Annotated in this window: 24 protein-coding genes; 11 read left to right on the plus strand and 13 right to left on the minus strand. The window is 66.6% G+C overall.

All coding sequences use genetic code 11. The features are described 5' to 3' along the window. Positions 1–15 precede the first annotated feature (15 nt). Positions 16–1,623, plus strand: a complete 1,608-nt coding sequence (locus ACTIL2_RS08475) for an MDR family MFS transporter (protein WP_442337020.1) — start codon at positions 16–18, stop codon at positions 1,621–1,623. Between the two features lie 28 nt (positions 1,624–1,651). Here the strand turns inward: ACTIL2_RS08475 and ACTIL2_RS08480 are convergent, their stop codons facing one another. From ACTIL2_RS08480 to ACTIL2_RS08495, 4 genes are all read right to left on the minus strand, one after another. Continuing rightward, complete coding sequence (locus ACTIL2_RS08480; protein ID WP_442337021.1) at positions 1,652–2,191, minus strand: GNAT family N-acetyltransferase; 540 nt, start codon at positions 2,189–2,191, stop codon at positions 1,652–1,654. Between the two features lie 60 nt (positions 2,192–2,251). Continuing rightward, positions 2,252–3,625 carry a PhoH family protein gene (locus tag ACTIL2_RS08485; protein ID WP_442337022.1) on the minus strand — a complete coding sequence of 458 codons (1,374 nt, stop codon included), beginning with the start codon at positions 3,623–3,625 and terminating at the stop codon, positions 2,252–2,254. Between the two features lie 80 nt (positions 3,626–3,705). Further along, positions 3,706–4,290: an LGFP repeat-containing protein gene (locus ACTIL2_RS08490; protein WP_442337023.1), complete on the minus strand. Its 585-nt coding sequence runs from the start codon at positions 4,288–4,290 to the stop codon at positions 3,706–3,708. 144 nt (positions 4,291–4,434) lie between these two features. Beyond that, entirely contained in the window at positions 4,435–5,025 is a 591-nt protein-coding gene (locus ACTIL2_RS08495) for a LysR substrate-binding domain-containing protein (protein ID WP_442337024.1), read from the minus strand. Between the two features lie 48 nt (positions 5,026–5,073). Here ACTIL2_RS08495 and ACTIL2_RS08500 point away from each other — a divergent pair, with 48 nt between their 5' ends. Together ACTIL2_RS08500 and ACTIL2_RS08505 are read left to right on the plus strand one after the other, a co-directional pair. Then, complete coding sequence (locus ACTIL2_RS08500) at positions 5,074–5,418, plus strand: DUF5997 family protein (protein WP_442337025.1); 345 nt, start codon at positions 5,074–5,076, stop codon at positions 5,416–5,418. A 685-nt stretch (positions 5,419–6,103) separates the two neighbouring features. Continuing rightward, positions 6,104–7,279, plus strand: a complete 1,176-nt coding sequence (locus ACTIL2_RS08505) for an acyl-CoA dehydrogenase family protein (RefSeq protein WP_442337026.1) — start codon at positions 6,104–6,106, stop codon at positions 7,277–7,279. Positions 7,280–7,316: 37 nt separating this feature from the next. Here the strand turns inward: ACTIL2_RS08505 and ACTIL2_RS08510 are convergent, their stop codons facing one another. Genes ACTIL2_RS08510 through glyA form a run of 3 tightly spaced genes read right to left on the minus strand, consistent with a single transcriptional unit; the run spans position 7,317 to position 10,043 of the window. After that, positions 7,317–8,102 (minus strand): enoyl-CoA hydratase/isomerase family protein, encoded by a 786-nt coding sequence (locus ACTIL2_RS08510; protein WP_442337027.1) that lies wholly within the window; start codon positions 8,100–8,102, stop codon positions 7,317–7,319. A gap of 11 nt (positions 8,103–8,113) precedes the next feature. Further along, positions 8,114–8,707: an isochorismatase family protein gene (locus ACTIL2_RS08515; RefSeq protein WP_442337028.1), complete on the minus strand. Its 594-nt coding sequence runs from the start codon at positions 8,705–8,707 to the stop codon at positions 8,114–8,116. 25 nt (positions 8,708–8,732) lie between these two features. Next, positions 8,733–10,043, minus strand: a complete 1,311-nt coding sequence (glyA, locus tag ACTIL2_RS08520) for a serine hydroxymethyltransferase (protein WP_442337029.1) — start codon at positions 10,041–10,043, stop codon at positions 8,733–8,735. An 87-nt stretch (positions 10,044–10,130) separates the two neighbouring features. Between glyA and coaA the strand changes: the two genes are divergently transcribed. Then, positions 10,131–11,072, plus strand: coding sequence for a type I pantothenate kinase (coaA, locus tag ACTIL2_RS08525; protein ID WP_442337030.1), 942 nt, complete (start codon positions 10,131–10,133; stop codon positions 11,070–11,072). A 4-nt stretch (positions 11,073–11,076) separates the two neighbouring features. Here coaA and ACTIL2_RS08530 read toward each other — a convergent pair whose 3' ends face one another. From ACTIL2_RS08530 to mca, 3 genes are read right to left on the minus strand one after another with little or no spacing between them, the layout of a single operon-like run. Beyond that, a complete protein-coding gene (locus ACTIL2_RS08530) occupies positions 11,077–11,832 on the minus strand; it encodes an isoprenyl transferase (protein ID WP_442337031.1) in 756 nt (251 codons plus the stop codon). Beyond that, positions 11,829–12,212 (minus strand): hypothetical protein, encoded by a 384-nt coding sequence (locus ACTIL2_RS08535; RefSeq protein WP_442337032.1) that lies wholly within the window; start codon positions 12,210–12,212, stop codon positions 11,829–11,831. The genes ACTIL2_RS08530 and ACTIL2_RS08535 overlap by 4 nt, the downstream gene beginning before the upstream one ends. Positions 12,213–12,247: 35 nt before the next feature. Continuing rightward, complete coding sequence (gene mca, locus ACTIL2_RS08540; RefSeq protein ID WP_442337044.1) at positions 12,248–13,093, minus strand: mycothiol conjugate amidase Mca; 846 nt, start codon at positions 13,091–13,093, stop codon at positions 12,248–12,250. A 184-nt stretch (positions 13,094–13,277) separates the two neighbouring features. Between mca and ACTIL2_RS08545 the strand changes: the two genes are divergently transcribed. Both ACTIL2_RS08545 and greA read left to right on the plus strand, forming a co-directional pair. Next, positions 13,278–13,706 carry a DUF4307 domain-containing protein gene (locus ACTIL2_RS08545; protein ID WP_442337033.1) on the plus strand — a complete coding sequence of 143 codons (429 nt, stop codon included), beginning with the start codon at positions 13,278–13,280 and terminating at the stop codon, positions 13,704–13,706. Between the two features lie 103 nt (positions 13,707–13,809). Then, positions 13,810–14,331, plus strand: coding sequence for a transcription elongation factor GreA (greA, locus tag ACTIL2_RS08550; protein ID WP_442337034.1), 522 nt, complete (start codon positions 13,810–13,812; stop codon positions 14,329–14,331). A gap of 186 nt (positions 14,332–14,517) precedes the next feature. On the opposite strand, the gene ACTIL2_RS08555 is transcribed toward greA, so the two are convergent. Then, the gene (locus ACTIL2_RS08555) at positions 14,518–15,381 is read right to left on the minus strand and encodes a Bax inhibitor-1/YccA family protein (RefSeq protein WP_442337035.1); all 864 of its coding nucleotides are present in this window, start codon (positions 15,379–15,381) and stop codon (positions 14,518–14,520) included. Positions 15,382–15,573: 192 nt separating this feature from the next. On the opposite strand from ACTIL2_RS08555, the gene ACTIL2_RS08560 reads away from it, so the two are divergent. Beyond that, positions 15,574–17,157: a succinic semialdehyde dehydrogenase gene (locus tag ACTIL2_RS08560; protein ID WP_442337036.1), complete on the plus strand. Its 1,584-nt coding sequence runs from the start codon at positions 15,574–15,576 to the stop codon at positions 17,155–17,157. A 15-nt stretch (positions 17,158–17,172) separates the two neighbouring features. After that, positions 17,173–17,994 carry a class I SAM-dependent methyltransferase gene (locus ACTIL2_RS08565; RefSeq protein ID WP_442337037.1) on the plus strand — a complete coding sequence of 274 codons (822 nt, stop codon included), beginning with the start codon at positions 17,173–17,175 and terminating at the stop codon, positions 17,992–17,994. Here ACTIL2_RS08565 and ACTIL2_RS08570 read toward each other — a convergent pair. After that, complete coding sequence (locus ACTIL2_RS08570; RefSeq protein WP_442337038.1) at positions 17,969–18,646, minus strand: SDR family oxidoreductase; 678 nt, start codon at positions 18,644–18,646, stop codon at positions 17,969–17,971. The two genes, ACTIL2_RS08565 and ACTIL2_RS08570, sit on opposite strands and share 26 nt — an antisense overlap. Positions 18,647–18,715: 69 nt before the next feature. Here ACTIL2_RS08570 and ACTIL2_RS08575 point away from each other — a divergent pair, with 69 nt between their 5' ends. Continuing rightward, positions 18,716–18,985, plus strand: a complete 270-nt coding sequence (locus ACTIL2_RS08575) for a hypothetical protein (RefSeq protein ID WP_442337039.1) — start codon at positions 18,716–18,718, stop codon at positions 18,983–18,985. Between the two features lie 139 nt (positions 18,986–19,124). On the opposite strand, the gene ACTIL2_RS08580 is transcribed toward ACTIL2_RS08575, so the two are convergent. Continuing rightward, positions 19,125–22,334 (minus strand): DEAD/DEAH box helicase, encoded by a 3,210-nt coding sequence (locus ACTIL2_RS08580; protein ID WP_442337040.1) that lies wholly within the window; start codon positions 22,332–22,334, stop codon positions 19,125–19,127. 140 nt (positions 22,335–22,474) lie between these two features. On the opposite strand from ACTIL2_RS08580, the gene ACTIL2_RS08585 reads away from it, so the two are divergent. Both ACTIL2_RS08585 and ACTIL2_RS08590 read left to right on the plus strand, forming a co-directional pair. Next, complete coding sequence (locus ACTIL2_RS08585) at positions 22,475–23,035, plus strand: isochorismatase family protein (protein WP_442337041.1); 561 nt, start codon at positions 22,475–22,477, stop codon at positions 23,033–23,035. A gap of 32 nt (positions 23,036–23,067) precedes the next feature. After that, entirely contained in the window at positions 23,068–23,964 is an 897-nt protein-coding gene (locus ACTIL2_RS08590; protein ID WP_442337042.1) for a GlxA family transcriptional regulator, read from the plus strand. Positions 23,965–24,215 lie beyond the last annotated feature (251 nt).

Here is a 24,215-nt window from a genome sequence, read left to right on the forward strand (position 1 = left end):
AAGAGAGCACCAATCATGACAGCCATCGAGAAACTGGACGACAGTTCCCGTGAGCCAGAACGCCCGAGGAAGCACGGCAAGACAAACGCCGAGCACCTCGCCGCGAAGAACAACGTCCCACTGGTCTTCGTCAGCCTGATGCTCGGCATGCTGCTGGTGTCCCTGGGACAGACCATCTTCGCCACCGCCCTGCCGACCGTGGTCGGCGAGCTCGGCGGCGTGGACCAGATGAGCTGGGTGATCACCGCCTTCCTGCTGGCACAGACCATCGGGCTGCCGATCTACGGCAAACTGGGTGACCAGATCGGCCGCAAGCCCCTCTTCATCTTCGCCCTGAGCATGTACCTCGTGGGATCGGTCGTCGGCGCCCTGGGCCAGAGCATCTGGGTCATCATCGCGGCACGTGCGATCCAGGGTCTCGGCGGCGGCGGCATGATGGTCCTGTCCCAGGCCATCATCGCCGACATCGTTCCCGCCCGGCAGCGCGGCAAGTACATGGGCCTGATCGGATCGGTGTTCGGTTTCTCCTCCGTCCTCGGCCCGCTCCTCGGCGGCTTCTTCACCGACGGCCCCGGCTGGCGCTGGGCCCTGTGGTTCAATGTCCCGCTGGCGCTGGTCGCCATCGCCATCGCCGCGTTCTCGATGCACCTGCCCGCCCGCGGTTCCGGGAAGCCCAAGCTGGACATGTGGGGCACCGTGTTCATGGCCGGCTTCGCCACCACCCTGATCCTGGCGATCACCTGGGGTGGCAAGGACTACGCCTGGGGCTCCCCCACCATCATCGGCCTCATCGTGGCCGCGGTCGTCTGCGCTGTGTTGTTCGTCGCCGCGGAGCTGAAGACGGAGCACCCGCTGATCCCGATGTCACTGTTCACCAACCGAAACTTCGTCCTGTGCACCCTCGCGGGACTGGTCATCGGCGTGGTCATGCTCGGAACCCTGTCCTACATGCCCACCTACATCCAGATGGTCCACGGAATGTCACCGACCAAGGCCGGTTTGATGATGATCCCGATGGTCGCCGGCATGATGCCCACCTCCATCATCCTGGGGTTCGTTGTCAGCCGCACCGGGCGGTACAAGTGGTACCCCGTGGTCGGGATGCTGGTCACCGCCGCAGGCCTGTTCCTGCTGGGGAACCTCGAGACGCACGACGGTCTCGTCCACCTCGGCATTGTCCTGTACATCTTCGGATTCGGCCTGGGCTGCGCCATGCAGCTGCTGGTGCTGATGGTGCAGAACGCCTTCCCGGTGTCCATGGTGGGAACGGCGACGGCGTCCAACAACTTCTTCCGCCAGATCGGCATGTCGGTGGGATCCGCGGTTGTCGGTTCCGTGTTCACCTCCCGGCTGCAGGACGGGATGGGCGACCGGGTCCCCGCCGCGATGGAGGAGATGGGGCCGGACGCCGCGAACTACGCCGACACCTTCTCCGGGTCCGGGTCCCAGAACCTCACCCCGGAGATGGTGACCGGACTCCCCGGCGTCCTGCACGAGGCGGTCATCACCAGCTACAACGACGCCCTGGTGCCGATTTTCGCGGTCCTCGCCCCGCTGGCGGTGATCGCCGCGGTGATCCTGTTCTTCACCCGGCAGGAGAAGCTCAAGGAGACCGTGGAGTAGCTGCCGCGGGATCGTCCCTGCCGGGCGGTCAGTCCGCCACGCGCTCCCGGTACTCCGGGTGCGCCGGACCCCCCTCCAGCACCTTCTCCATCATCACGATGTCACGCCAACGTCCCTCCATGGGGCCGTAGTCCATCCGCGCCATGGTGTGCGCGATCCCGATGTCGGTGAATCCCCTCGACCTGTGGAGCTTCAACGATCCCTCGTTCTCGGGGAAGATCGTGGAATGCATCGACCAGCACCCCTGTGCCGTGGCGGTCTCGAGGAGATGGTCCAGCAGGGACCCCGCCACACCACGCCCGGCGGCGTCGGGCGACACGTAGATCGAGTCCTCGATCACGCCGCTGAACACCGGGCGGTGCGACGCCTTCGACGCGGAGACCCAGCCGAGGATGGTCCCGTCCTCGTCCGCGACGAACATCAGTTCCTGCAGTTTGTGCTCCAGGAAGTCCTCCCACGGCAGGATCTCCCCCTCGTAGGTCGCATGCCCGGTGTTCATCCCGGACATCTGGATCTCTGCGACCTGTTCGTAGTCGTCCTCGCGCATGGGACGGATCGTGAATGTCATGACGGCATTGTAGACGCGCCCGGGCCACCCACGCAGCGCTACAGCGCAGCGTGGGTGCGGTCACCCGTTCTCCAGCAGGTTGGTCACCAGTTCAGCGATGGCGGAACGCTCGGAACGGGTGAGCGTGACGTGGGCGAACAGGGGGTTGCCCTTGAGCTTCTCGATGACCGCCTGGATACCGTCGTGGCGCCCCACCCGCAGATTGTCGCGCTGCGCGACATCGTGGGTGAGCACCACCCGGGAGTTCCGCCCCATCCGGGACAGGACGGTCAGCAGGACGTTGCGTTCCAGGGACTGCGCCTCGTCGACGATGACGAAACTGTCGTTCAGGCTGCGGCCCCGGATGTGCGTCATCGGCAGCACCTCGAGCAGGCCGCGGTCGTCGATCTCGTCCAGGACGTTCTCGCTGACCAGGCCGTCGAGCGTGTCGTAGACCGCCTGGGTCCACGGGTTCATCTTCTCGTTCTCGTCACCGGGCAGGAAGCCGAGGTCCTGGCCACCCACCGCGTACAGGGGGCGGAAGACCACGATGCGCCGGTGCGTCCCGCGCTCCAGCACGGCCTCGAGCCCCGCGCACAGCGCCAGGGCGGATTTCCCGGTGCCGGCCGAGCCGCCGAGTGAGACGATGCCGACCTCCTCGTCCAGCAGCAGGTCGAGGGCCACACGCTGCCGGGCACTGCGGCCACGCAACCCGAAGGCCTCCTGGTCCGGCGGGACCTGGCGCAGCACACCGTGGGGGGCGACCCTGGCCAGTGCGGACTGGCTGCCGGCGGTGAGCTGGACGCCGCAGTGGACCGGGAGGTCAACCACGTCCTCCACCACGCCGGTACCGTCCACGGCACCGTCGGAGAACAGGGAGTCGATCGTCCCGCCGTCCACGTCGGCGGCGGTCATGCCCTCGTAGCCGGTGAGGACAACGTCCTGAGCCCGGTACTCGTCGGCATCGAGGCCGACGGAACCGGCCTTGACGCGCAGGGGGACGTCCTTGGTGACGAGTGTGACGGGATTCCCCTCCGAGCGCAGGTTGATGGCGGTGGCGAGGATACGGCGGTCATTGTCGGCGCCGCCCTCCTGCCGGGCGCGCAGCCCGGCGGGGAGGACGGAGTCGTCGACGTGGTTGAGTTCGACCCGGATGGTTCCGCCTTCCGGGGTGACCTCGATTTCGCGGTCGAGGCGTCCGCTGGTCCGGCGGAAGTCCTCCAGCAGGCCGAGGGCCTGGCGGGCGAACCAGCCGAGTTCGGGGTGCTGCCGTTTGGCCTCCAGCTCATTGATCACGACGATCGGGAGGACAACGCTGTGCTCGGAGAACTTCAGCAGCGCCCAGGGGTCGGAGAGCAGGACGGAGGTGTCAACGACATAGGTGCGGACCAGACCGGGGGTCCCGGTGTGGTCCGCACCTGCGGGTGAGTGGTGTACGGCGGTGGATTCGGTCATGATGCCGACACTAGCCAGTCCGCATGTAAATTACACGGGTGTCAGATGAACTCTGAGTTAATCCCTGTGCCGGCCCGTGCCTACTCGGCGGCGGGCTGGACGTCGGCGTCCCAGTTGCCTGCACCGTCATTGACCCAGGCAATGGTCCCGTTCTCGAAGGTCTGCTCCCAGCCGGTGGCCGGGTCGCCCGTCTCCGGCGAGGTCGGAAGACCGACCTCGTTCTCGAGACCGCCCTCGCTGTTCCAGGTGTTGCCGATCTCACCGATCAGCGGGACAACGCCGCCGTCCGCGGACTCCACGAGCCAGCCGTTGTCGAAGGTCGCCAGGGAGCTGCCGTCGTCACCGGTCTCGACGCCCTGGACCGCGCCCAGCTCGCCGGTCTCTCCGCCGGCCTCGTCGTACGCGGCCTGCAGTCCCTCGGAGAGTTCAGTGTCGGAACCTTCCGCACCGCCGGCGTCCGCACCCTCGGATGCGTCGGCCGCACCGGATGCGTCTGCACCGTCGGACGCGTCGGCGCCACCGGCCGCGGCGTCATCGGAGGCACCGGCGGCACCGGACGCGGCGGGTGCGGTGGTGTCGGCGCTGTCGCTGTCGTCGTCGGAGCATGCGGCCGCTCCGAGCAGAAGTCCGCCAGCTGCAATGGCTGCGGCTGATCGTTTGAGCATCGAGGTCCTCATGTGGAGAGCCCTTTCTTCGGGATGGAGTGGATATCGTGCACCGACCTGTCTATCAGAAAACTCACGGGCGCGTGTGATAACCATCACTGAAAGTGCAAAAGAACCGCCGCAACACAGTCACCATCCGGGGTCTCAGCGCGAACTCGACGCCCGGCGACCCCGGCAGATTCCGACGAACTGCTGGATGACCTCGTCATCGCGGTCCCGACGCCACACCAGCCCGATCCGGGTCCCCGGCGTACCACCGAGATTGCGGTGGACCACGCCCCGCCGGTTCACCGAACGCAGCAGGGGCCGCGGCGCCACGACGATGCCGACATTCGCGGCAACCACCTCGAGGTTGTCCCGTACCTGGGCCGGGTCCACACCGCGGTACAGGAGCATGTCGTCTGCGATGTCCTCCGGGGTGACCGTCTCGTTCTCACCGGTGGCCTCCAGTGCATGGTCCCTGGGCGCGGCCACTCCCGGCTGCTCCTCGTAGAGGAGCACCCGGTGCAGGGACTGCCGTTCCATCTCTCCGGCGTCGATCTCGTGGCCGGCCATCCCGTCCCACTCCCCGGGGAACCTCAGCAACGCGATATCCGCCCGTCCGGCGCGGACGTGGGCCAGCGGGTCGTCCGACTGGGCGGCGGCCGCCTTCCATCCGTCCATGCGCCCGTCGAACCGGCCGAGCCATTTCCCGGGGACGACACCGGGCGCGAAGACGACCCTGAGATGATTCATGGTCACCATCCTAGGACCCCCGGCCGGGAGCAGATAGACTCGGCGTCCATGAGCGACCAGATGAAGCCACAGACCGCGGCGAAGAAACTGAACATCTACCTGCCCGCGACCCCGCAGGAGTTCCGGGACGCATCGCTGACCCACGCGGAGTTCACCGAACTCCAGCAGAACCCGCCGGAGTGGCTGCAGACCCTGCGCCGCGAAGGCCCGCACCCGCGTCCCGAGGTGGCCCGCAAGCTCGGCATCACCATCACCGCACTGAAGGCCAATGACATGGACCAGCCGTTGACTACCTCCGACATCAGGGAACTGCTGGCCGACCAGCCCGAGTGGCTGCGCAGTGCCCGGACGTCCCTGGCGCAGAACCGCGGGACGCCGACGCAGGAGGACTGAGGTTCCCTGCACATAGGTTGAGGCCCCGTCCTACCCGGGTGACGAACCGGGAGGGCGGGGCCTCGGTGGAAGGGGCGCACACCGGGTGACGAATCCGGTGGCGCGGAAACTTCCGCTGTGCCGCTCAAGCAGGTGAACTGCAGTCCAGGGCAGCGCGTTGGAGGTGCCGCAGTCCGAGCACGCCGGTCCGGTGAGAAGAGGAAGCCGGACCATGTGGATTCGGACTGAACCCTGGGTTCCACCTGCTGTTGCGGCTGATCCACAACTGCAGTGCGCCGAGGTGACTAGCCTTCGACACATCCATGAGGTTAGCGAGACCTAAACCCAGGTGTCAACAATTACACAACGTGAATGTTTCCTAATTCACCCACGGTCCGGTCCGCATTGCCGTGACCAGCGGATATTTTTAGCAACAGGGTCCCGTCCGGCATTACCCCCGACCCCCTCCCCCGATCCTCCGGCGCCGCCGAACCCCCTGCCCCGACCTCAGTCCGCCGGGACCTCGGGCAAACCTGCTCCCCGCGACTCTCCCCCGAATAGGCTGAAGTTACGTGTTTGGCGCACTCCCCGGTTAGTATGAAAATGTAACAAGCAAGAGACGTGGGTCACACCGGCTCCCCCCTGTCACTCACGCCCCTGGCGCTCACGCTCCAGGACACGATCCGCCCCGATCCGGAAGGACACCATGAAGAACTACCTGCCCCGCACAATCTTCGAAGAAGAGCACGACATGTTCCGGGACACCTGCAAGGGGTTCGTCGACACCGAGGTCCGCCCCAACGTCGACCGCTGGCACGAGCAGGGCTACAGCGACCGCTCCATGTTCAAGGCCGCTGGCGACCTCGGCCTGCTGGGCATCACCGCCCCCGAGGAGTTCGGTGGCGGCGGCATGCAGGACTACCGCTTCAACGCGATCCTCTCCGAGGAACTCGCCGAGGCCGACTGCGGCTCCGTGATCGTGTCCATCCAGGTCATCAACGACCTCGTGATCCCCTACCTGGAGCGCTTCGCCAACGACGAGCAGAAGGAGCGGTTCCTCCGCCCCCTCTGCGCCGGCGAGAAGATCGCCGCGATCGCCATGACCGAGCCGGGCGCCGGCGCCGACCTCGCCGGTATCCGCTCCACCGCCCCGAAGGACGAGGACGGCAACTTCGTCCTCAACGGTTCCAAGACCTTCATCTCCAACGGCATCCAGGCCGACTTCACCATCGTCGTCGCCATCACCGACCCGTCCCAGGGCCGCGCCGGCGTTTCCCTGCTGATCGTGGAGGACGGCATGGAGGGCTACACCAAGGCCGCCCCCCTGAAGAAGGTCGGCCTGAAGGCCCAGGACACCGCCGAGCTGTCCTTCGAGGACGTCAAGGTTCCCGCCGAGAACCTGCTGGGCGAGGAAGGTGCCGGTTTCGGCTACCTGCGCACCAACCTGGCCCAGGAGCGCGTCTCCATCGCCGTGGGCTCCATCGCGACCTCCCGCCGCGCCTTCGACCTCGTCTACCAGCACTCCCAGGAGCGCAAGACCTTCGGCAGCCGTCTGGTCGACCACCAGGCCTACCGCTGGGAGCTCGCGAAGATGGCCACCGAGATCCAGTCCGCGCAGTCCTTCGTGGACGCCGCGGTCGCCGCCAAGGTCGAGGGCACGCTGGACGAGACCACCGCATCGATGGCCAAGTACCTGACCACCGAACTGCAGATCAAGGTCGTCAACACCGCCGTCCAGCTGCACGGCGGCTACGGCTTCATGATGGAGTACCCCATCGCCACCCACTACCTCGATTCCCGCGTCCAGCCGATCTACGGCGGCCCGAACGAGATCATGCTGGAGATCATCTCCCGCAAGCTCGCCAAGGGCGAGAAGAAGTAGCGCTCCCGGGGACCCCTCGTCCCCGCACGCGCAGCGGTCACTCCCCGCGGAACTGCGGGGCCCGCTTCTCCAGGAAGGCCTGCATCGCCTCCACATGGTCGGAGGTGCGGAACAGGCGGGCCTGGGCGTCCGCCTCCTCCCCCGCCCGGACACCCACCGCACCGGTGTCGCGCACCAGCGCCTTGATCTCCCGGTAGGACGCGGTCGGCCCGGTGGCGAAACCGGACGCCAGCGTCGTCACCGCGTCCCCCAGTTCTGCGGGGTCCACGACGGAGGTGACGAACCCGGCCTCCGCCGCGTCCTGCGCGGTGATCTTCTCGTCCAGCAGGAGCAGCTCCAGGGCCTTCGCCTGGCCCACCGCGTCCGCGAGCGACCGGGACAGTCCACAGTCGGAGGCGAGCCCCACGCCGCTGAACGCGCCCTTGAAGCTGGCGGCGGAGGACACGACCCGGAAATCACAGGCCATGGCAATCCCCCAGCCCGCCCCGGCGGCGGGCCCCTGGACGGCGGCGATCACCGGCACCGGGATCGACAGCAGTGCGTCCATCATCGGGTTGTACTCGGCGACGACCTTGTCGCCACCGGTTCCCTCGCGTGCATCCGTGAGCTGCTCCTTCAGGTCCTGGCCGACGCAGAACGCCTTACCGGACGCGGACAGCACCACCACGCGCACATCCCCTCCGGACGAGGAATCCGCGGCGGCGGCCCCGAAAGCCGACCGCAGCGCCAGGCGTAGCTCGCGGTTGAGGGAATTGTAGGCGTCGGGACGGTTGATCGTGATGTGCCGGACGCCGTCGTCGGTCCGGATGTCAACAAGACTCATGGGGCCTCACACTAGTGCACGGCCACGCCCACATACGCCATCTGCTCGATGGCCACGGCGCCCCCGGGATCGGTCACCGGGGCACACAGCTCCCCGAGCAGATCCACCCCGAAACCCTCGGCCACAGCGTCCAGTGCCGTGGCGCGCACGCAGAAGTCCGTGGCAATGCCGCAGACCGTGACATGGGTGATGCCGCGGGACCGCAGCCAATCCGCCAGCCCGGTCTCCTCCCCCTCCAGATGCCCCTCGAACCCGGAGTACGCGGCCGTGTACTCCCCCTTCAGGAACCACGTATCAACCAGGGAGGCGTCCAGACCGGGGTGTGTTTCCGCCCCCGGCGTCCCCACCACGCAGTGCACCGGCCAGGTCAGGTCGAAGTCCGGCTGGGTGCCCTCCGGGGCGAAATGCCCCTCGGGGTCGATGTGCCAGTCCTTCGTCCCCACCACCGTGGCGTAGTCACCGCGGTGCGCGCGGACGTACTCCGTGATACCCGCGGCGACGTCCGCCCCCTTCTCCGTCCCCATGGAGCCCCCGGGGCAGAAGTCATTCTGGACGTCGACGACGATCAGTGCATGGTTCCCTGCGGCGTGGTTCGGAGCGTTCATGGCGCCCCAGACTAGCCGATCCCGGTCAGCTGATCTTCCAGTCCTCCAGACCGGGGTACAGCGGGAAGTCCGCGGCGACCTTGTCGACCCGGGTGCGCAGTGCAGCGGTGTCGGCGGCCTTGCCCTGGGCCAGGGCGGTACCGATGATGTCGGCGACCTCGGTGAACGCGGCCGCATCCAGACCGCGGGATGCCAGCGCCGGGGTGCCGATGCGCAGACCCGAGGTGACCATCGGCGGGCGGGGGTCGAAGGGCACGGCGTTGCGGTTGACGGTGATGCCGACCTCGTGGAGCAGGTCCTCGGCCTCCTGGCCGTTGAGCTCGGAGTTGCGCAGGTCCGCCAGCACCAGGTGGACGTCCGTGCCACCGGTGAGCACCTGCACCCCGGCGTCCGTGGTGTCCTTGGCGGTCAGTCGCTCGGCGAGGATCTTCGCACCCTCGATGGTGCGGGCCTGCCGGTCGCGGAAGTCGTCGGTCTGGGCGATCTTCATGGCCACGGCCTTGGCGGCGACCACGTGCATCAGCGGACCACCCTGCTGCCCCGGGAACACCGCGGAGTTCAGCTTCTTGTGCAGATCGAGGTCATTGGTCAGGATCATGCCGGAACGCGGCCCGCCCAGGGTCTTGTGGACCGTGGTGGAGGTGACGTCGGCGAAGGGCACCGGTGACGGGTGCAGGTCGGCGGCGACAAGGCCGGCGAAGTGCGCCATGTCCACCCAGAGCTTCGCACCGACCTCGTCGGCGATCTCGCGGAAGGCGGCGAAGTCCTGCTGCCGGGGGTAGGCCGACCAACCGCCGATGATGACCTGCGGCTTCTCCTTGATGGCCTGCTCACGGACCTTGTCCATGTCGATCCGGAAGGTCTCCGGGTCCACCTCGTAGGCGGCGACCTCGTAGAGCTTGCCGGAGAAGTTGAGCTTCATGCCGTGGGTGAGGTGGCCGCCGTGGGCGAGGGACAGGCCGAGGATCTTGTCGCCCGGGTTCGCCAGCGCCATCAGCACCGCGGCGTTGGCCTGGGCGCCGGAGTGCGGCTGGACGTTGGCGTAGCCGGCCCCGAAGACGGCCTTCGCCCGGTCCCGGGCCAGGTCCTCGACGATGTCCACGTTCTCGCAGCCCCCGTAGTAACGGCGGCCCGGGTAGCCCTCCGCGTACTTGTTGGTCAGCACGGACCCCTGCGCCTGCAGCACGGCGCGCGGAACGAAGTTCTCGCTGGCGATCATCTCCAGGGTGTCACGCTGGCGGGAGAGTTCACCGGCGATGGCCGAAGCCACCTCAGGATCGAAGTCGGCCAGTTCCGCGTTGTGCTGGGTCTGGTCGGGGTGGTTCGTCTGGCTCATGGAGTTGGTCGCCTTTCGCGGTGGTACAGCGGTGGTACTTAAAGGAATCACGGCTCAGATTAGTCGAATCCCCGCCCAGGTAGCACAATGGCCCCCATGGCCGAAGCCCACATTCCCGCCGAGCACTCCCCGTACATCGAGCTGCGCCGGTCCCAGTGGCAGACTCTTCGCAGATCAATGCCGCAGGTGCTCAGCGCGGAGGAACTCGAGACCCTCCGCGGTGTCGGCGAGGACATCGACATGAACGAGGTCAGCGAGGTCTACCTCCCGCTGTCCCGGTTGATCGACCTCAGGTTCCAGGCGATGCGGCGCCTCAACGACGCCACCGAGACCTTCCTGGGCGAGGACATGCCCCACGTCCCGTTCATCATCGGGGTCTCCGGCTCCGTGGCTGTGGGCAAGTCGACCACCTCGCGCCTGCTCCAGGTGCTGCTGCAGCGGTGGGAATCCCGTCCCCGGGTGGACCTGATCACCACCGACGGTTTCCTCTACCCCGCCGACGAACTCAACCGCCGGCACATGATGGGACGCAAGGGCTACCCCGAGAGCTACGACCAGCGGGCACTGCTGAAGTTCGTCACCGCCGTGAAGTCCGGTGCCCCGCGGGTCCCCGCGCCGGTGTACTCCCACGAGCGCTACGACCGTCTGGACGAGCAGCACATCGTCGACCGGCCGGACATCCTCATCGTCGAGGGGCTCAACGTGCTGCAGACGGGGCCGACGCTGATGGTCTCCGACCTCTTCGACTTCTCCGTGTACGTCGACGCCGAACGCGGCGACATCGAGCGCTGGTACATCGAACGGTTCCTGAAGCTGAAGAACACCGCGTTCCAGAAGCCCGGCGCACACTTCCACTACTACGCGGGACTCTCCGACGAGGACGCCCACGTGGTCGCCCGGGAGATCTGGCAGACCGTGAACCTGCCGAACCTGGTGGAGAACGTCCTGCCCACCCGGGTCCGCGCATCCCTGGTGCTGCGCAAGGGGCCCAACCACCTCGTCGAGTCCGTCCGGATGCGCAAGATCTAGCGGGTCACTTCCCGAAGCGGCGCTGCCGTCCGCTGTAGTCGCGCAGGGCACGCAGGAAGTCCAGCCGACGGAACGCCGGCCAGTAGGTGTCGGTGAACCAGATCTCCGAGTACGCCGACTGCCACAGCAGAAACCCGGACAGCCTCTGTTCCCCGGAGGTGCGGATCACCAGGTCGGGGTCCGGCTGGCCGGAGGTGTACAGGTGGTCGCCGATGGCGTCGTCGGTGATGTAGCCGCTCATCTCGTCGGCGGGGACGCCGCGGGACGCCAGTTCGTCGACCAGCTTCTGCACGCCGTCCACGATCTCCTGGCGTCCCCCGTACCCCACCGCGATGTTGACGTGCACCCCGCCGTGGTTCGCCGTACGGGACTCCGCGTGCCGCATCCGTTCGCGCAGTTCCTCGGGCAGCAGTTCCGGACGCCCCATCACGTGCAGGCGGAAGCGTCCCTTCGCCGCGGCGAGCTCATCGGAGACGTCTCCGATGATCCTCATCAGCAGGTCGAGTTCGGTGGCGCTGCGCCGCAGGTTCTCGGTGCTGAGCAGGTAGACGGTGACCGCCTCGATGTCCTGCTCGTCGCACCAGTCAACCACCTCCACGATCTTCTTCGCGCCGACCCGGTGGCCGTGGGAGACGTCGGTGAACCCGTTCTCCTTCGCCCACCGGCGGTTGCCGTCGCACATGATCGCCACGTGCTTCGGTCGCCGACGGTCACGCAGCTGCCGCTGCAGCCGCTGCTCGTAGAGGGTGTAGAGGATCACCGTGTCTCGCCACCCGGTCCGCCCGTGGCGCCGGGATCGGCGTCCTGCTGCTCCTTCTCCTGCTCCTCCGGATCCTGCGGCCGCTCCGTCACCGAGATCCCCGCCGCCTCGTCCGCGGCGATCCTGCGGTCGAGGGTGTCGATGTCGAACGGGTCGATACCGTGCAGCTCGGCGTAGGTGTGCCGCTTCCTCATCTTCTTCATCCGCCGGTTGAAGAAGTAGCCGATGAGCAGGATGACGACGAGCAGGCCCACGATCACCAGCAACCCCACCGGGGCCGCCTTGCCGAACTCCGGGCCCTGCGGTCCGTCATTGACCTGCTCCTGGGCGACGACGGCCGTGTTGGCGAGTGTGGATGTGAACGGGGGAACCTGCGTCATACGTCAAATCCTATCGAAGGCGGGGCCGCAAAGCCTCATTCGGGAAGCACCCCGGCGAACAGGTCGTCCTCCGGCAGGACGGAGTGGACCCGGGACTTCGCCAGCTCGAACTCCTCGGTCGGCCAGATCCGCTGCTGGAGTTCGGTGGGGACGGCGAAGAACGGGCCGTCCGGGTCGATCTGCGTGGCGTGTGCCCGGAGGGCGTCGTCACGCTGCCCGAACCACGCGGCGCAGTCCACCCGCGTGGTGACCCGGGGCATGATGTCCGGCATCTCGTTCCACCGTTCCATGGCCCGGAACGCCTGGCCGCCGCCCTCCTCGAGGTCCGCCTTGGCCAGCAGTTCGAAGCGACGGCGGATGAAACCGTGCGTGTAGTACACCTTCTGGATCTCCCAGGGCTCCCCGAGTTCGGGATGGTAGGACGGGTCGGCGGCGGCCTCGTAGGCGCGCATGCTCACCGCGTGCGTCTTCAGGTGGTCCGGGTGCGGGTAGCCGCCGTTCTCGTCGTAGGTGATCACCACGTGGGGACGGAACTCGCGGACCACCTGCGTGACAGCCTGCGTGGCCTCGTCCGTGTCCACCAGGGCGAAGCACCCGTCCGGCAACGGTGGCAGCGGGTCGCCCTCGGGCAACCCGGAGTCGACGAAGCCCAGCCAACGGTGGGTCACCCCGAGCAGTTCGGCGGCCCGCGCCATCTCCTCGCGGCGGACGTCATTCATCCGCTCCACGACACCCGGCACATCCATCTTCGGGTTCAGGATGCTGCCGCGTTCACCACCGGTGCACGTCAGCACCATCACATCCACGCCCTCGTCGGCGTAGCGCGCCATCGTCGCGGCACCCTTGCTGGATTCATCGTCGGGGTGTGCGTGAATGGCCATCAGACGCAGGCCCTGTCGCACACCCCTGTCCTGCGCCGTGTCCTGCAGACCTCGGTCGGTCACCGGATGCACCCCGTTTCTCATCGAATCCGCTCAACCCTACATATTCAACAACTTCACGCGTGGCCCGTCCAATTCCCCCGTCGACTTCCCATTGCCCGGTGCGCCGCATACGATCAGTGGAATGAGCAAGGCGACCTACGGTTCCGCCCGTAATCAGGGTGTCAGCGGAAAGTTCATCGTCATCGGCATCGTGATCGTCCTGATCGCGGCGGGTGTGTACGTGTTCTCCCAGTACCGCAACAGCACCAGCGCGGATGTCACCGGTGACGCGGCCGGTTACGAGACCCTGTCGGACGACGCGATGCGCATGACCGTGGACATCACCCGCGACGACACCGACAAGCCGGGGGTCTGCATCGTCTCGGCGCTGAACATCTCCAAGGCCGAGGCGGGCCGCCGTGAGGCGATCGTGCCGGCCGGCGGTTCCGAGACGACCCGGCTGGTCGTCGACATCCCAACCCACAGCCGGCCCGTCGGCGCGGAGGTCTACGGCTGCGGATCCACCGCCCCGAGTTACCTCGACGACGACACCGAGTCTTCGACGGACTGATCACCGGTCGTCGGGGCCGGTGATACACTGTGCCCCGACATAATCGAAAGAACCCCCGACACCATCGACACTGTGGTGAACCTGCAGGAGGACGCGAACGCTCATGGCTGAAAACCAGACGACCTGGCTCACCCAGGAATCCTTTGACCGTCTCAACGACGAGCTCACGGCGCTGAAGAACAACCGCCCCGCCCTGGCCGCCGAGATCAACGAGCGGCGTGAGGAAGGGGACCTCAAGGAGAACGGCGGCTACCATGCCGCCCGCGAGCAGCAGGGCCAGGAAGAGGCCCGTATCGTCTACCTCGAGGAGCTCCTCGACAGCGCCACGATCGGTGAAGCCCCGGCCGAGTCCGGCGTGGCACTGGTCGGCTCCGTCGTCCACGTCTACTACGACGGCGACGAGGACGACAAGGAGACCTTCCTGGTCGGTACCCGTGGTCTGGAGTCCTCCAACCCCGACCTGGAGACCTACTCGACCGACGCACCGCTGGGCGCTGCCCTGGTCGGTGCGAAGGAGGGCGAGACCCGCGAGTACAAGAGCCCGACCGGTGACACCATCTCCGTCACGCTGGTCCAGGCGGAGCCCTACGACCCCGACCGCGACATCCCGCGCGCCGAGCAGTAGCTCCCGGGTCGCCCGCCCATGAACAGAATGCGCCCGGGGCACGGTCCTTGCAAGGAAGCCGTGCCCTGGGCGCTCAACTGTTTCCTGTTTCCGATGGCACCACACGCCGGTTCGTCCTCGCTGACACAGCGGAGCCCCCGCACACTGTGACGTGTGCGGGGGCTCCGCTGGTTCCTGCCGGGGCAGCTAGTCGTTACTGAAGTACGACAGCAGGCGGAGGATCTCGGTGTAGAGCCAGACCAGGGTCACGGCCAGTCCCAGGGCAACGCCCCAGGAGTAGCGGGACGGGGCACCGGCGCGGATCAGGCGGTCGGCCTGGTCGAAGTCGGCCAGGAAGCTCAGCGCGGCCAGGCCGATGCAGACGAGGGAGAAGATGATGGCGATCGGGCCACCGTCGCGCAGCATGCTGGCCTCACCGGTGAACATGCTGTAGACGAAGTTGCCCAGGACCAGGACGAGCACACCGATCAGCGCACCGACCAGCATCTTCGTGAACTTCGGGGTGACGCGGATCGCGCCGGTCTTGTAGACCACGAGCATCCCGGCGAACACGCCCATGGTGCCCAGGACGGCCTGGAAGACCAACGCGCCACCGTTACCGCCGGCAATGCTCGTGCCCGCGAAGATGTAGGTGAAGCCGCCGACGAAGAGGCCCTCGAAGGCTGCGTAGACCAGGGTGACGACCGGGGAGCCGAACTTCTTGCCGAAGGACGAGACCAGCACGGCGATCAGGCCACCGATCGCACCGACGAAGGTCAGGCCCATCGCCACGCTCGGGTTGCTCAGGCCGATCATGAAGTTCACGGCGGCCATGACCACGATCACGGCCAGCGTGATACCGGTCTTGGTGACCACGTCGTCGATGGTCATCGGGCGGTCGGAGGTGCCGGCGGACGCACCGTAGTTCGGGGACTGCTGGTAGGGCTGGCCCTGCTGACCCCACTGCTGACCGCCTGCCTGGTAACCCTGCTGGTAAGCGGCGGACTGGCCCCCCTGCGGCTGGCCCTCAGCCTTGGTCAACGAGCTCATGTACGGATTCGAGCTTCTCACGTGCGTCCTATCCTTCCCTCAAGGGTGTTCATCATCTCCCCCGCGCCCCTCCACCGCCGGGTGAACCCGGCAGATGGTGAACACGGTTAGTCACATACACCCTAACAACGCGCGGGAGGCCCCGCGTGTTCCCGTAGCCCGGGTTCCACAAACCGGGGACAAGAACCGGACCGCTGGATTACGATGCTTCCCATGACAAAAAAGAGCCTTTCACTTGGTCCCCTTCCCGAGGCGCTCGCCGAGGAGCTCAGGGGACTTACCACCAATTCAGTAACCGGTAACACGGAGAGCGGCGATCGACTGGAGATTGAGGGGCCGTTCACCGGGGAAACCATCGGCTGGGTCGGCCGCGGTACCGAGGACGACGTCAATGAGGCGTTCCGGCGCGCCCGCGTCGCCCAGGAGCGTTGGGCGAAAATCGACCCGAAGCAGCGCGGCAAGATCCTGTCGAAGTTCCACGACCTCCTGCTGAAGAACCAGGCCCAGGTGATGGACATCATCCAGCTGGAGACCGGCAAGAGCCGCGACTCCGCCTACGAGGAGCTGATGCACTGCGCCATCACCGCGCGCTACTACGGCAACCAGACCCACAAGATCCTCAAGCCGAAGCGTCATGCCGGTGCGATCCCGGTCGTCACCAAGACCACCGAGCGCCACGTCCCCAAGGGCGTCATCGGGCAGATCAGCCCCTGGAACTACCCTCTGACCCTCGCGGTCTCCGACTCACTGCCCGCCCTCGCCGCAGGCAATGCACTGGTCGCCAAGCCGGACTCGTCCACCCCGTTCTCCGCACTGATCGCCTACAAGCTCCTCTTCGAGGCCGGCATGCCCCGCGACGTCGTCCAGCTGGTCACCGGCCCCGGCCGCGTGGTCGGCGAGGCCATCGCCGAGCAGGCGGACTACCTGATGTTCACCGGGTCGACCTCCACCGGCAAGCACCTCGGAGAGATCGCGGGACGCCGCCTGATCGGCTACTCCGCCGAACTCGGCGGCAAGAACCCGCTGATCGTCACCAAGGACGCCAACGTGGACAAGGTCATCCCGGGCATCCTCACCGGCTGCTTCTCCAACTCCGGCCAGCTGTGTGTCTCGATCGAGCGCATCTACGCCCACAAGGACGTCTACGACGAGTTCGTGCCGAAGTTCGCCGAGGCGACCAAGGACCTCAAGCTCGGCTCCGGCTTCGACTGGAACATCGAGATGGGCTCCCTGGTGGGGGCGAACCAGATCTCCACCGTCGAGAAGTTCGTCGACGACGCCGTGGACAAGGGCGCGACCCTGGTTGCCGGGGGCAAGGCACGTCCGGACCTCGGACCGTACTTCTACGAACCCACCATCTTCACCGATGTCTCGGACGACGTCCTGCTCAAGCGCGAGGAGGTCTTCGGACCCGTCGTCTACATCGAGCGGGTCGACTCCCACGATGAGGCCGTGGAGAGGGCCAACGACACCGACTACGGTCTGAACGCCTCGGTGTTCGGCCCGTCGAGGACCGCGACCGGAATCGCCGAGAAGATCTACTCCGGCACGGTGAACATCAACGACGGCTACGCCGCCGCGTTCGCTTCGGTCGACAACGAGATGGGCGGTACACGCGAGTCCGGCCAGGGCCGTCGCCAGGGCAAGCAGGGTGTGCTGAAGTACACCGAGACCCAGAACGTCACCGACGAGCGGGTACTCCCGATCCGCGGCCCGGTGTTCCTGAAGGCCCGCCCGTACGCGCTGATCATGACTGTCCTGCTGCAGCTCGGCAAGACCTTCAAGATCCTGAAGTAGGTACCATCGCTGCCTATGCAGCATGAACCCGAACCGGACCCCGTCAACCACCTGGTTGGCGGGGTTCAGCGCCGTCACTGGGACCGGGACGCGGAACGCTACCACGCGGAGCACGCCGATTACCTGGACACCTTCCACTGGTGCCCGGAGCGGGTGACCGAGGCTGACGCACAGCTTCTCGGGGCGCCGCAGGACCTGGCGGGACGCACCGTCCTCGAGGTCGGTTGCGGGTCCGCACCCTGTGGAACCTGGGTCGCGGACCACACCGGTGCAAGGGTCATCGGTCTGGATGTTTCGGTGGAGATGCTGCGCCACGCCCCGGTGTCACCCTCCGGTGGAGGGATCTCCCTGGTGCAGGCCGATGCCGCCGTCCTGCCGCTGGCCACCGGCAGCATTGACCGGGTGTTCTCGTCCTTCGGGGCCTACCCGTTCATCGCGGATCTGGGGCCGGCGCTGGCCGAGGTGGCACGCGTCCTACGCCCGGACGGATGGGCCGTGCTGGCGGTGAACCACCCCTCGGCGTGGGTGTTCCCCGACGATCCAGGGTCGCTGACCGCCGAGATCCCCTACTTCCAGAGCTCCTACCTGGAGTTCGACGACTCCGGTGAGGACACCGGGAGCGCGCCGGAGAGTGGTCAACTGGACTACGCCGAGTTCCACCACACCATGGGTGACTGGATCCGCGCGGCCGCCTCAGCGGGACTGCAGATCACGGACCTGGTGGAACCCCGGTGGACGCAGGGCACGCCCGACTGGGGCCAGTGGTCCGGGCGCCGCGGGGAGATCTTCCCCGGTACCGCGATCTTCGTGCTCAGCCCCGCACCGGCCGGACGCTGACCTCCTCGACGATGGCCTCGTCGGTGGCGTCGACGGCCAACCGGACTGCCGCGGCGATGGATTCGGGACGCACGTAGAGGGAACCGTCGTAGTCGGTGTTGCCCCGGGATTCCTGGAGTGCGACCTGCATGTCGGTGTCGACGCGTCCCGGGTGTACGGAGCTGACGCGGACCACGCCGCGTTCCTCCTCACGCAGGGCCTCGGTGAGCGCACGCAGCGCGAACTTCGTCCCCGAGTAGGGGGCCTGCCCGATGCCGGAGCGGTAGCCGGACCCGGAGTTGATGGCGACCACGGTTCCGTGGGCCGCGCGCAGTGCCGGAAGGAGGAGGCGGGTGAGTTCAGCGAGGCCGAAGACGTTCACCCGGAACATCTCCTCCCACTTGTCCCAGGTGGTGTCCTCGATGCGGGAGTCCGCGGCGAGGCCAGCGGAGTGCACCAGGACGTCGAGTTTCTCGACGGGTGCGCCGGTGTCCGGGTCGCGGAGGTTGCTGACGGCCGCTGCGATGGACTCGGGGTCCCGGAGGTCGATATCGTGGCTGGACCAGGAGATCACACGGTGGGTGCGGGACAGGTCATCGACGGTTGCCGCCCCGATTCCGCGGGATCCTCCGGTCACCAGGGCGAGTGGTTTCTGCTGGGTGGTGTCGCTCATGCCACCGAGCGTAGTGATCTTCAGTAGGGTGGGTGGCAGCACTTTTCCGGCCCCGTAGGAAGGACCATCATGTTCGGCACCGCTATCACCACACTGATCCTTGGAGCGCTGTCCGGTTTGGGCGCGTGGTGGGCCTGGGAGCAGAATCGCAAGGGCCTGTCCGTGGCATTGGGCGCCCTGACACTGATTTTCGCCGTGGTTGCGATCAGCACGGCTTTCGCCGGCGCGGTCGGCGTCATCTTCAAGGTGCTGCCATTCCTGTTGATCGCTCTGGTCGCCTGGCTCGGCTTCAAGCAGCTGCAGAACAAGGCCGGGCGCGACAAGTCGGTCACCCGGTAAGCGAGTGGCAGTGGGCAGAATGCAGTAGCTGACCGGCTGCGGCACCTCTGGAGGCGACCGGGGGCGGACATCGATGATGGAGGCGTTGAGTTGCCTGACTCAGCGCCTCCGTCATTGTCGTCCGTCCCGGTCCGTTCCCCTACTCCATCAACGCCCGGATGTCGGCGGCACTCAGCCCATCGGCCTCGACTGAGCCGCCGCCGTCGAGGACACGGTCGAAGAGGGCGGCCTTCGACTTCTTCAGGTCCATGACCTTCGATTCGATGGTGTTGGCGGACACCAGGCGGTACACCATCACCGATCGGGTCTGGCCGATGCGGTGGGCACGGTCCACCGCCTGCGCCTCGGTGGCGGGGTTCCACCACGGGTCGAGCAGGACCACGTAGTCCGCCTCGGTGAGGTTCAGGCCGAATCCGCCGGCCTTCAGGGAGATGAAGAAGACGCCCGCGTCCCCCTCCCGGAACTCGTCGATCACGGTCTGCCTGTTCCGGGTGGTGCCGTCGAGGTAGGCACTGTCGATCCCGGCGTTCGTGGCCACGTCGCGGGCTTTCCTGAGGAAGCGGGTGAACTGGCTGAGCACCAGGACCTTGTGCCCCTCGGCGGTCACGGAGGTCAGCAGTTCCGACAGTGCCTCCAGCTTGGCCGAGGGTGAGGTCTCCTCCCCTGCCAGTTCACTGTCGAGGGCGAGCTGCCGCAGCAGCGTCAGCGACCGGAAGACCTCGAAGCGGTTGGAGTTCATGTCCTGGATCAGGCCGAGGACCTTCTGCCGTTCCCGCTGCAGACGGCGGTCGTAGATCCTCCGGTGCTTCGGGGCCAGCTCCAGTTCCGTCACGTTCTCGGTCTTGGCCGGGATCTCATCGGCGACCAGGTCTTTGGTACGACGCAGCAGGAACGGACGTATCCGGCGCTGGAGCAGGTCGAGACGGTCGCTGTCACCGTCCTTCTCCACCGGTGTCCGGAAGAAGTCGGTGAAATGCTTCCTCGAGCCGAGCAGGCCCGGGCACGAGAGGGACGCCAGCGCCCAGAGTTCCAGCAGGTTGTTCTCCAGCGGGGTGCCGGTCACGGCGATCTTGACGGGTACGGCGAGCTTGCGGGCGCACGCGTAGGCGCGGGACGCGTGGTTCTTGATCATCTGCGCTTCATCGAAGATCGCCGCGGACCAGTCGATGTCGTTGTAGGCCTCGAAGTCCAGCCGGAACAGGGTGTAGCTGGTGACCACGACGTCGGCCCCATTCTCCCCGGCCGTCGCGACAACGTCCGTCAACGGCAGTCCCCGCTTCTTCTCCGTCGCATCCACGGCGACGGCGGAGAGACCCGGCGCGAACTTCTCCACCTCCTTCACCCAGTTACCGACCACACTGGTCGGGGCGACGACCAGGAACGGTGGGGCCTTCTCCCCCTCCGCCCGTGCTTCGTCACCGGCGGCAACCATCATGGCGATGACCTGCAGTGTCTTGCCCAGTCCCATGTCATCGGCCAGGATGCCGCCAAGATTGTTGCGTCGCAGGGTCTCCAGCCACCGGAAACCCTGGACCTGGTAGTCGCGCAGTGTCGCGTCCACCCCCTGCGGGACAGTGAGGCCCGCGGAGTCGAAACCGTCATCGTCGACGAGAGCATTGACCCGGCCCCACCATGCATTGGTCTGGGCGTCCACGATCCCGGACTCCAGCAGTTCAGCCCACAGGTCCACCTGGTATCGGCTGATTCTCAGGCCGTCCACGGTGACGTCGTTGAGGGTCTTCGCCTCCTCGATGATCCGTCGAAGCTGGTCCAGTTCCGGGGTGTCCAGCGGGAAGTATGTCCCGGACGGGAGGACGAAGATCTCCTCGTCCCGGCTCAGTGCGGTGAACAGCTCGGCGAAGTTGACCTCCTCCCCACCGACACGGACGGTCACGTTCAGGTCGAACCAGTCATTGGAACCGTCCCCGGTGGACCCGACCGTGACGATCGGAGCGTCCTGCGCCGGACGGAAGTCCGGGACCTCCTTGGTCACGGTCACCTCGACGTGCTCCATCCCGTCGAGCCGAGGAAGAGTCTCCGCCAGGAAGGGGATCGCCTCATTGCGGGGCAGGGACCAGTCATCCACGCTGACTCCGGCGTCCCACACGGCGGCCTCGACGGCAGTCTCGTGACCGCTGTCGTGGACGCCGCTGCTGTAGTCCCATTCCCAGTGCAGCCGGACACGGACGAGGCTGTCGTCCTCGTCGACGACGGGGCTGACCTCCAGGGTGAGCAACGGCGGACGCGGCTCCGGGGGCGCGTAGGACTCATCGGGGGACTCGATGGGAAGGAGATCCCGGATCCGGGGCAGGTAATTGCGTTCGAAATCGTCGATGCCGTCGCGCTCGATCCGCAGTGACCGGACCTGGTTGATGAGACCGAGGGTTTCAGTGGTCGCCGGCTCATCCAGGTGCCGCAGGGTGATCTCCTGGTTGCTGGCGGACGTTTCCCTGACCTCGGCGACAACGGTCGCGGGATCACCGAGGAAGAAGTGGTTCATCCCGGCGAGGTTGGGTGCCGCGGACTCCCCGTACCGCAGATCCGCGGACAGGACGAGCGCCGATTCCTCGTCCTCCAGGCGCGCGGTCATCCGGACCCTGGCGGGGGTGTCGTCGAGAGCCACCGAATTACGGCCGGTCCAGGTCACCATCTCCACTCCGCCGTCGCGCAGGTCCAGCAGCAGGTCCCAGAGGTGACGGGCAGGCAGTTCGTCCAGCGGGAGCCAGTCCTGGGGCTGCCCGTAGGCACCGAAGCCCATGCGATGGCGGTGGAGCTCCGAGATCCACAGTAGGGTGTCCTTCACCGTCGACGGCAGATCACGGTAGATCAGTCGGTCCCACCGGATCCTGCCCTTCACCCACTTGCCGGTGCTCCCCCGTTCACCCGGACGGATGCGGACCGAACCGTCCTCGTAGGAGAAGAACAGGCAGATCTCCTGGGCGGGATCGGGAGGTCGCGGCGTGCGGTCCGTCAGCACGGACTCGAGACGGTCACGCCACCCCGGCTCCCGGCGTTCCACCTGACCGGGGTCGGTGGTCATGACCAGTTCGTCCTCCGAGATAAGGTGCATGATCGACGCGATCTCGTGGACGCACCGGGGTTGCCCGCAGGTGCAGCTGCTCCCCAGTTCGCCGGTGGAGTAGCGGAAGAGATTGACCTCGTAGAACTGCGCGGAGGAGCTGCCCGAGGTGGTCATCAGGCGGAAGAGTTCCCCGTCCTCGTCGGCGTCCCTGCCGGTCAGAATGACGCCGTCCGCGAGGAATATCCTCGACGCCTGCTCGACCGTGTCCTTGGAGGTAAGACCCGTGAGCAGGTTCAGGGTGGCGGGATCGAGCGTGCGACGCGGCATGGCGGCCATTGTGCCAGAGGGGGTGGACACGGAATGTTTGCGTGTTCGAACAGAGTTGCTGACGTCGTTGACCGGATCGTTCCGGACATTGACCTGACAATCCCTTGTAGTTCCTCGTGGCGGAGACGATCCTTGGATGAATGACAATGGCCCTGATCGTGATCGACCTCCAGCAGTCCTTCCTCCGGCGACCCGTATGGGCGCAGGTCTCCAATCCCCGGATCCTCGACAGGGTCGGCAGTCTCGTGAGCAGCGCCCGCTCGGCGAACAACCCCGTTTACTGGGTCTGGCACGCAGAACCCGGCACTGGATCCGTATTCGATCCTGAGGTGGGATTCGTCCGGCCGATGCAGGGGCTCGATATCCGACCCGGTGACGCGCAGTTCACCAAGACCTCCCGCAACGCCTTCACGACAACCAACCTCTCGCAGCGGCTGACCACCGACCACGTGGATCATCTCGTCATCGCCGGCATCCAGACTGAACAATGCTGCGAAACCACGGCACGGGTCGCCGCCGACCTCGGGTACACAGTCACCTTCGTCACCGAAGCGACGGCCACCTTCCCCATCACCCGCCCTGACACCGGGAAGAAACTACCGGCCCGGGAGGTGGTCGAGCGTACCGAATTCGCGTTGGCCGGCCGGTTCGCGCGGATATCGACGGTATCCGACGCCTTCACTACACCCGGAATATCGTGAACTCACCTCGCTCCTCGGCTCCGGTGAGGGTCGTGTTCGTACTGTCCCCCGACGTCCACCTCCTCGATGTCTCCGGACCAGCCCAGGTGTTCGGAACCGTGGGGGAAGTGTCGGCGGAGACATGGCAGCTGAACTACGTCGCCGACACACCTGAGGTGCGCTCCGCCCAAGGACTCACACTCCGGCCGGACACCACATGGCCGGCACTGGAGACCAAGGACATTGTCGTCGTCCCCGGCTGGCAGGTCGGGACCGGCAGCACCGACAGCCGACTCACCGCGTCCACGCTCACCAGAATCGCCGACCACCACGCACGGGGAGGAACTGTCCTGAGTATCTGCTCAGGAGCATTCGCCCTCGCCGACGCCGCGATTCTCGACGGCCGCCGGGCGACCACACACCACCAGCTCCAGGACACTCTGGCAGCTCACTTTCCTGGCATCCGGGTCGTCCACGACGTTCTGTACGTCAGCGATGGAACCGTCCACAGTTCCGCAGGCATTGCGAGCGGTATAGACCTTGCCCTTCACATCATCTCCCAGCGGATCGGAGCCCGGGAGGCCTCCGCCGTCGCACGGGCGATGGTGGTGTACGCACGCCGCAATGGCCATGAGGATCAATCCAGTGCACTGCTGAGGCACCGCGACCACGTTGATGACCTGGTGCACCACATCCAGGACATCATCGACGACCGGTACACCGAGCCACTCCCCCTCGCCGAACTGGCACAGGCCGCGCAGGTCAGCGAAAGGACATTGACCCGCAGTTTCACCCGCTCACTGGGCATTACTCCGCTGCAGTACCAACAGGTGCTGCGGCAGGAGCGTGCCGAACACCTCATCGGCGCCGGCTCAAGTGTGGAGTCTGCCGCCCGCGAGGTCGGATTCCGGGATGCCCGTATGCTCAGGACCCTGCGGCACAGGGCATAGGACTTTGACCACCGCTCGCCTTCACCCGGTCCGGCAGTATCTTCAGTGGCCCTGAGCACCCAAGCCCGGACTCGGTGAGTTCGTGGTCGGCCCGCGCCGGCACTTAAGCTCGCCGGGGCGGTGCCCAGCACATGGGGGCGGGGCAATACGACACGATTGGCGCCATAATGGCGCCATGCCCACGATCCAGATCAAGAACGTCTCGCCGGGGGCTCACGCCGTTCTGTGCCGACGGTGGCACCACGCGGGCA

This window comes from Corynebacterium sp. (genome assembly GCF_052107835.1).
Taxonomy (GTDB): Bacteria; Actinomycetota; Actinomycetes; order Mycobacteriales; family Mycobacteriaceae; genus Corynebacterium.

What these genes read in the sequence shown, in the direction of transcription:
- ACTIL2_RS08475 (WP_442337020.1), top strand. Translation starts at nt 16, where the DNA reads ATGACAGCCATCGAGAAACTGGACGACAGTTCCCGTGAGCCAGAACGC.
- ACTIL2_RS08480 (WP_442337021.1), bottom strand. Translation starts at nt 2,191, where the DNA reads ATGACATTCACGATCCGTCCCATGCGCGAGGACGACTACGAACAGGTC.
- ACTIL2_RS08485 (WP_442337022.1), bottom strand. Translation starts at nt 3,625, where the DNA reads ATGACCGAATCCACCGCCGTACACCACTCACCCGCAGGTGCGGACCAC.
- ACTIL2_RS08490 (WP_442337023.1), bottom strand. Translation starts at nt 4,290, where the DNA reads ATGCTCAAACGATCAGCCGCAGCCATTGCAGCTGGCGGACTTCTGCTC.
- ACTIL2_RS08495 (WP_442337024.1), bottom strand. Translation starts at nt 5,025, where the DNA reads ATGAATCATCTCAGGGTCGTCTTCGCGCCCGGTGTCGTCCCCGGGAAA.
- ACTIL2_RS08500 (WP_442337025.1), top strand. Translation starts at nt 5,074, where the DNA reads ATGAGCGACCAGATGAAGCCACAGACCGCGGCGAAGAAACTGAACATC.
- ACTIL2_RS08505 (WP_442337026.1), top strand. Translation starts at nt 6,104, where the DNA reads ATGAAGAACTACCTGCCCCGCACAATCTTCGAAGAAGAGCACGACATG.
- ACTIL2_RS08510 (WP_442337027.1), bottom strand. Translation starts at nt 8,102, where the DNA reads ATGAGTCTTGTTGACATCCGGACCGACGACGGCGTCCGGCACATCACG.
- ACTIL2_RS08515 (WP_442337028.1), bottom strand. Translation starts at nt 8,707, where the DNA reads ATGAACGCTCCGAACCACGCCGCAGGGAACCATGCACTGATCGTCGTC.
- glyA (WP_442337029.1), bottom strand. Translation starts at nt 10,043, where the DNA reads ATGAGCCAGACGAACCACCCCGACCAGACCCAGCACAACGCGGAACTG.
- coaA (WP_442337030.1), top strand. Translation starts at nt 10,131, where the DNA reads ATGGCCCCCATGGCCGAAGCCCACATTCCCGCCGAGCACTCCCCGTAC.
- ACTIL2_RS08535 (WP_442337032.1), bottom strand. Translation starts at nt 12,212, where the DNA reads ATGACGCAGGTTCCCCCGTTCACATCCACACTCGCCAACACGGCCGTC.
- mca (WP_442337044.1), bottom strand. Translation starts at nt 13,093, where the DNA reads ATGGCCATTCACGCACACCCCGACGATGAATCCAGCAAGGGTGCCGCG.
- ACTIL2_RS08545 (WP_442337033.1), top strand. Translation starts at nt 13,278, where the DNA reads ATGAGCAAGGCGACCTACGGTTCCGCCCGTAATCAGGGTGTCAGCGGA.
- greA (WP_442337034.1), top strand. Translation starts at nt 13,810, where the DNA reads ATGGCTGAAAACCAGACGACCTGGCTCACCCAGGAATCCTTTGACCGT.
- ACTIL2_RS08560 (WP_442337036.1), top strand. Translation starts at nt 15,574, where the DNA reads ATGACAAAAAAGAGCCTTTCACTTGGTCCCCTTCCCGAGGCGCTCGCC.
- ACTIL2_RS08565 (WP_442337037.1), top strand. Translation starts at nt 17,173, where the DNA reads ATGCAGCATGAACCCGAACCGGACCCCGTCAACCACCTGGTTGGCGGG.
- ACTIL2_RS08570 (WP_442337038.1), bottom strand. Translation starts at nt 18,646, where the DNA reads ATGAGCGACACCACCCAGCAGAAACCACTCGCCCTGGTGACCGGAGGA.
- ACTIL2_RS08575 (WP_442337039.1), top strand. Translation starts at nt 18,716, where the DNA reads ATGTTCGGCACCGCTATCACCACACTGATCCTTGGAGCGCTGTCCGGT.
- ACTIL2_RS08580 (WP_442337040.1), bottom strand. Translation starts at nt 22,334, where the DNA reads ATGCCGCGTCGCACGCTCGATCCCGCCACCCTGAACCTGCTCACGGGT.
- ACTIL2_RS08585 (WP_442337041.1), top strand. Translation starts at nt 22,475, where the DNA reads ATGACAATGGCCCTGATCGTGATCGACCTCCAGCAGTCCTTCCTCCGG.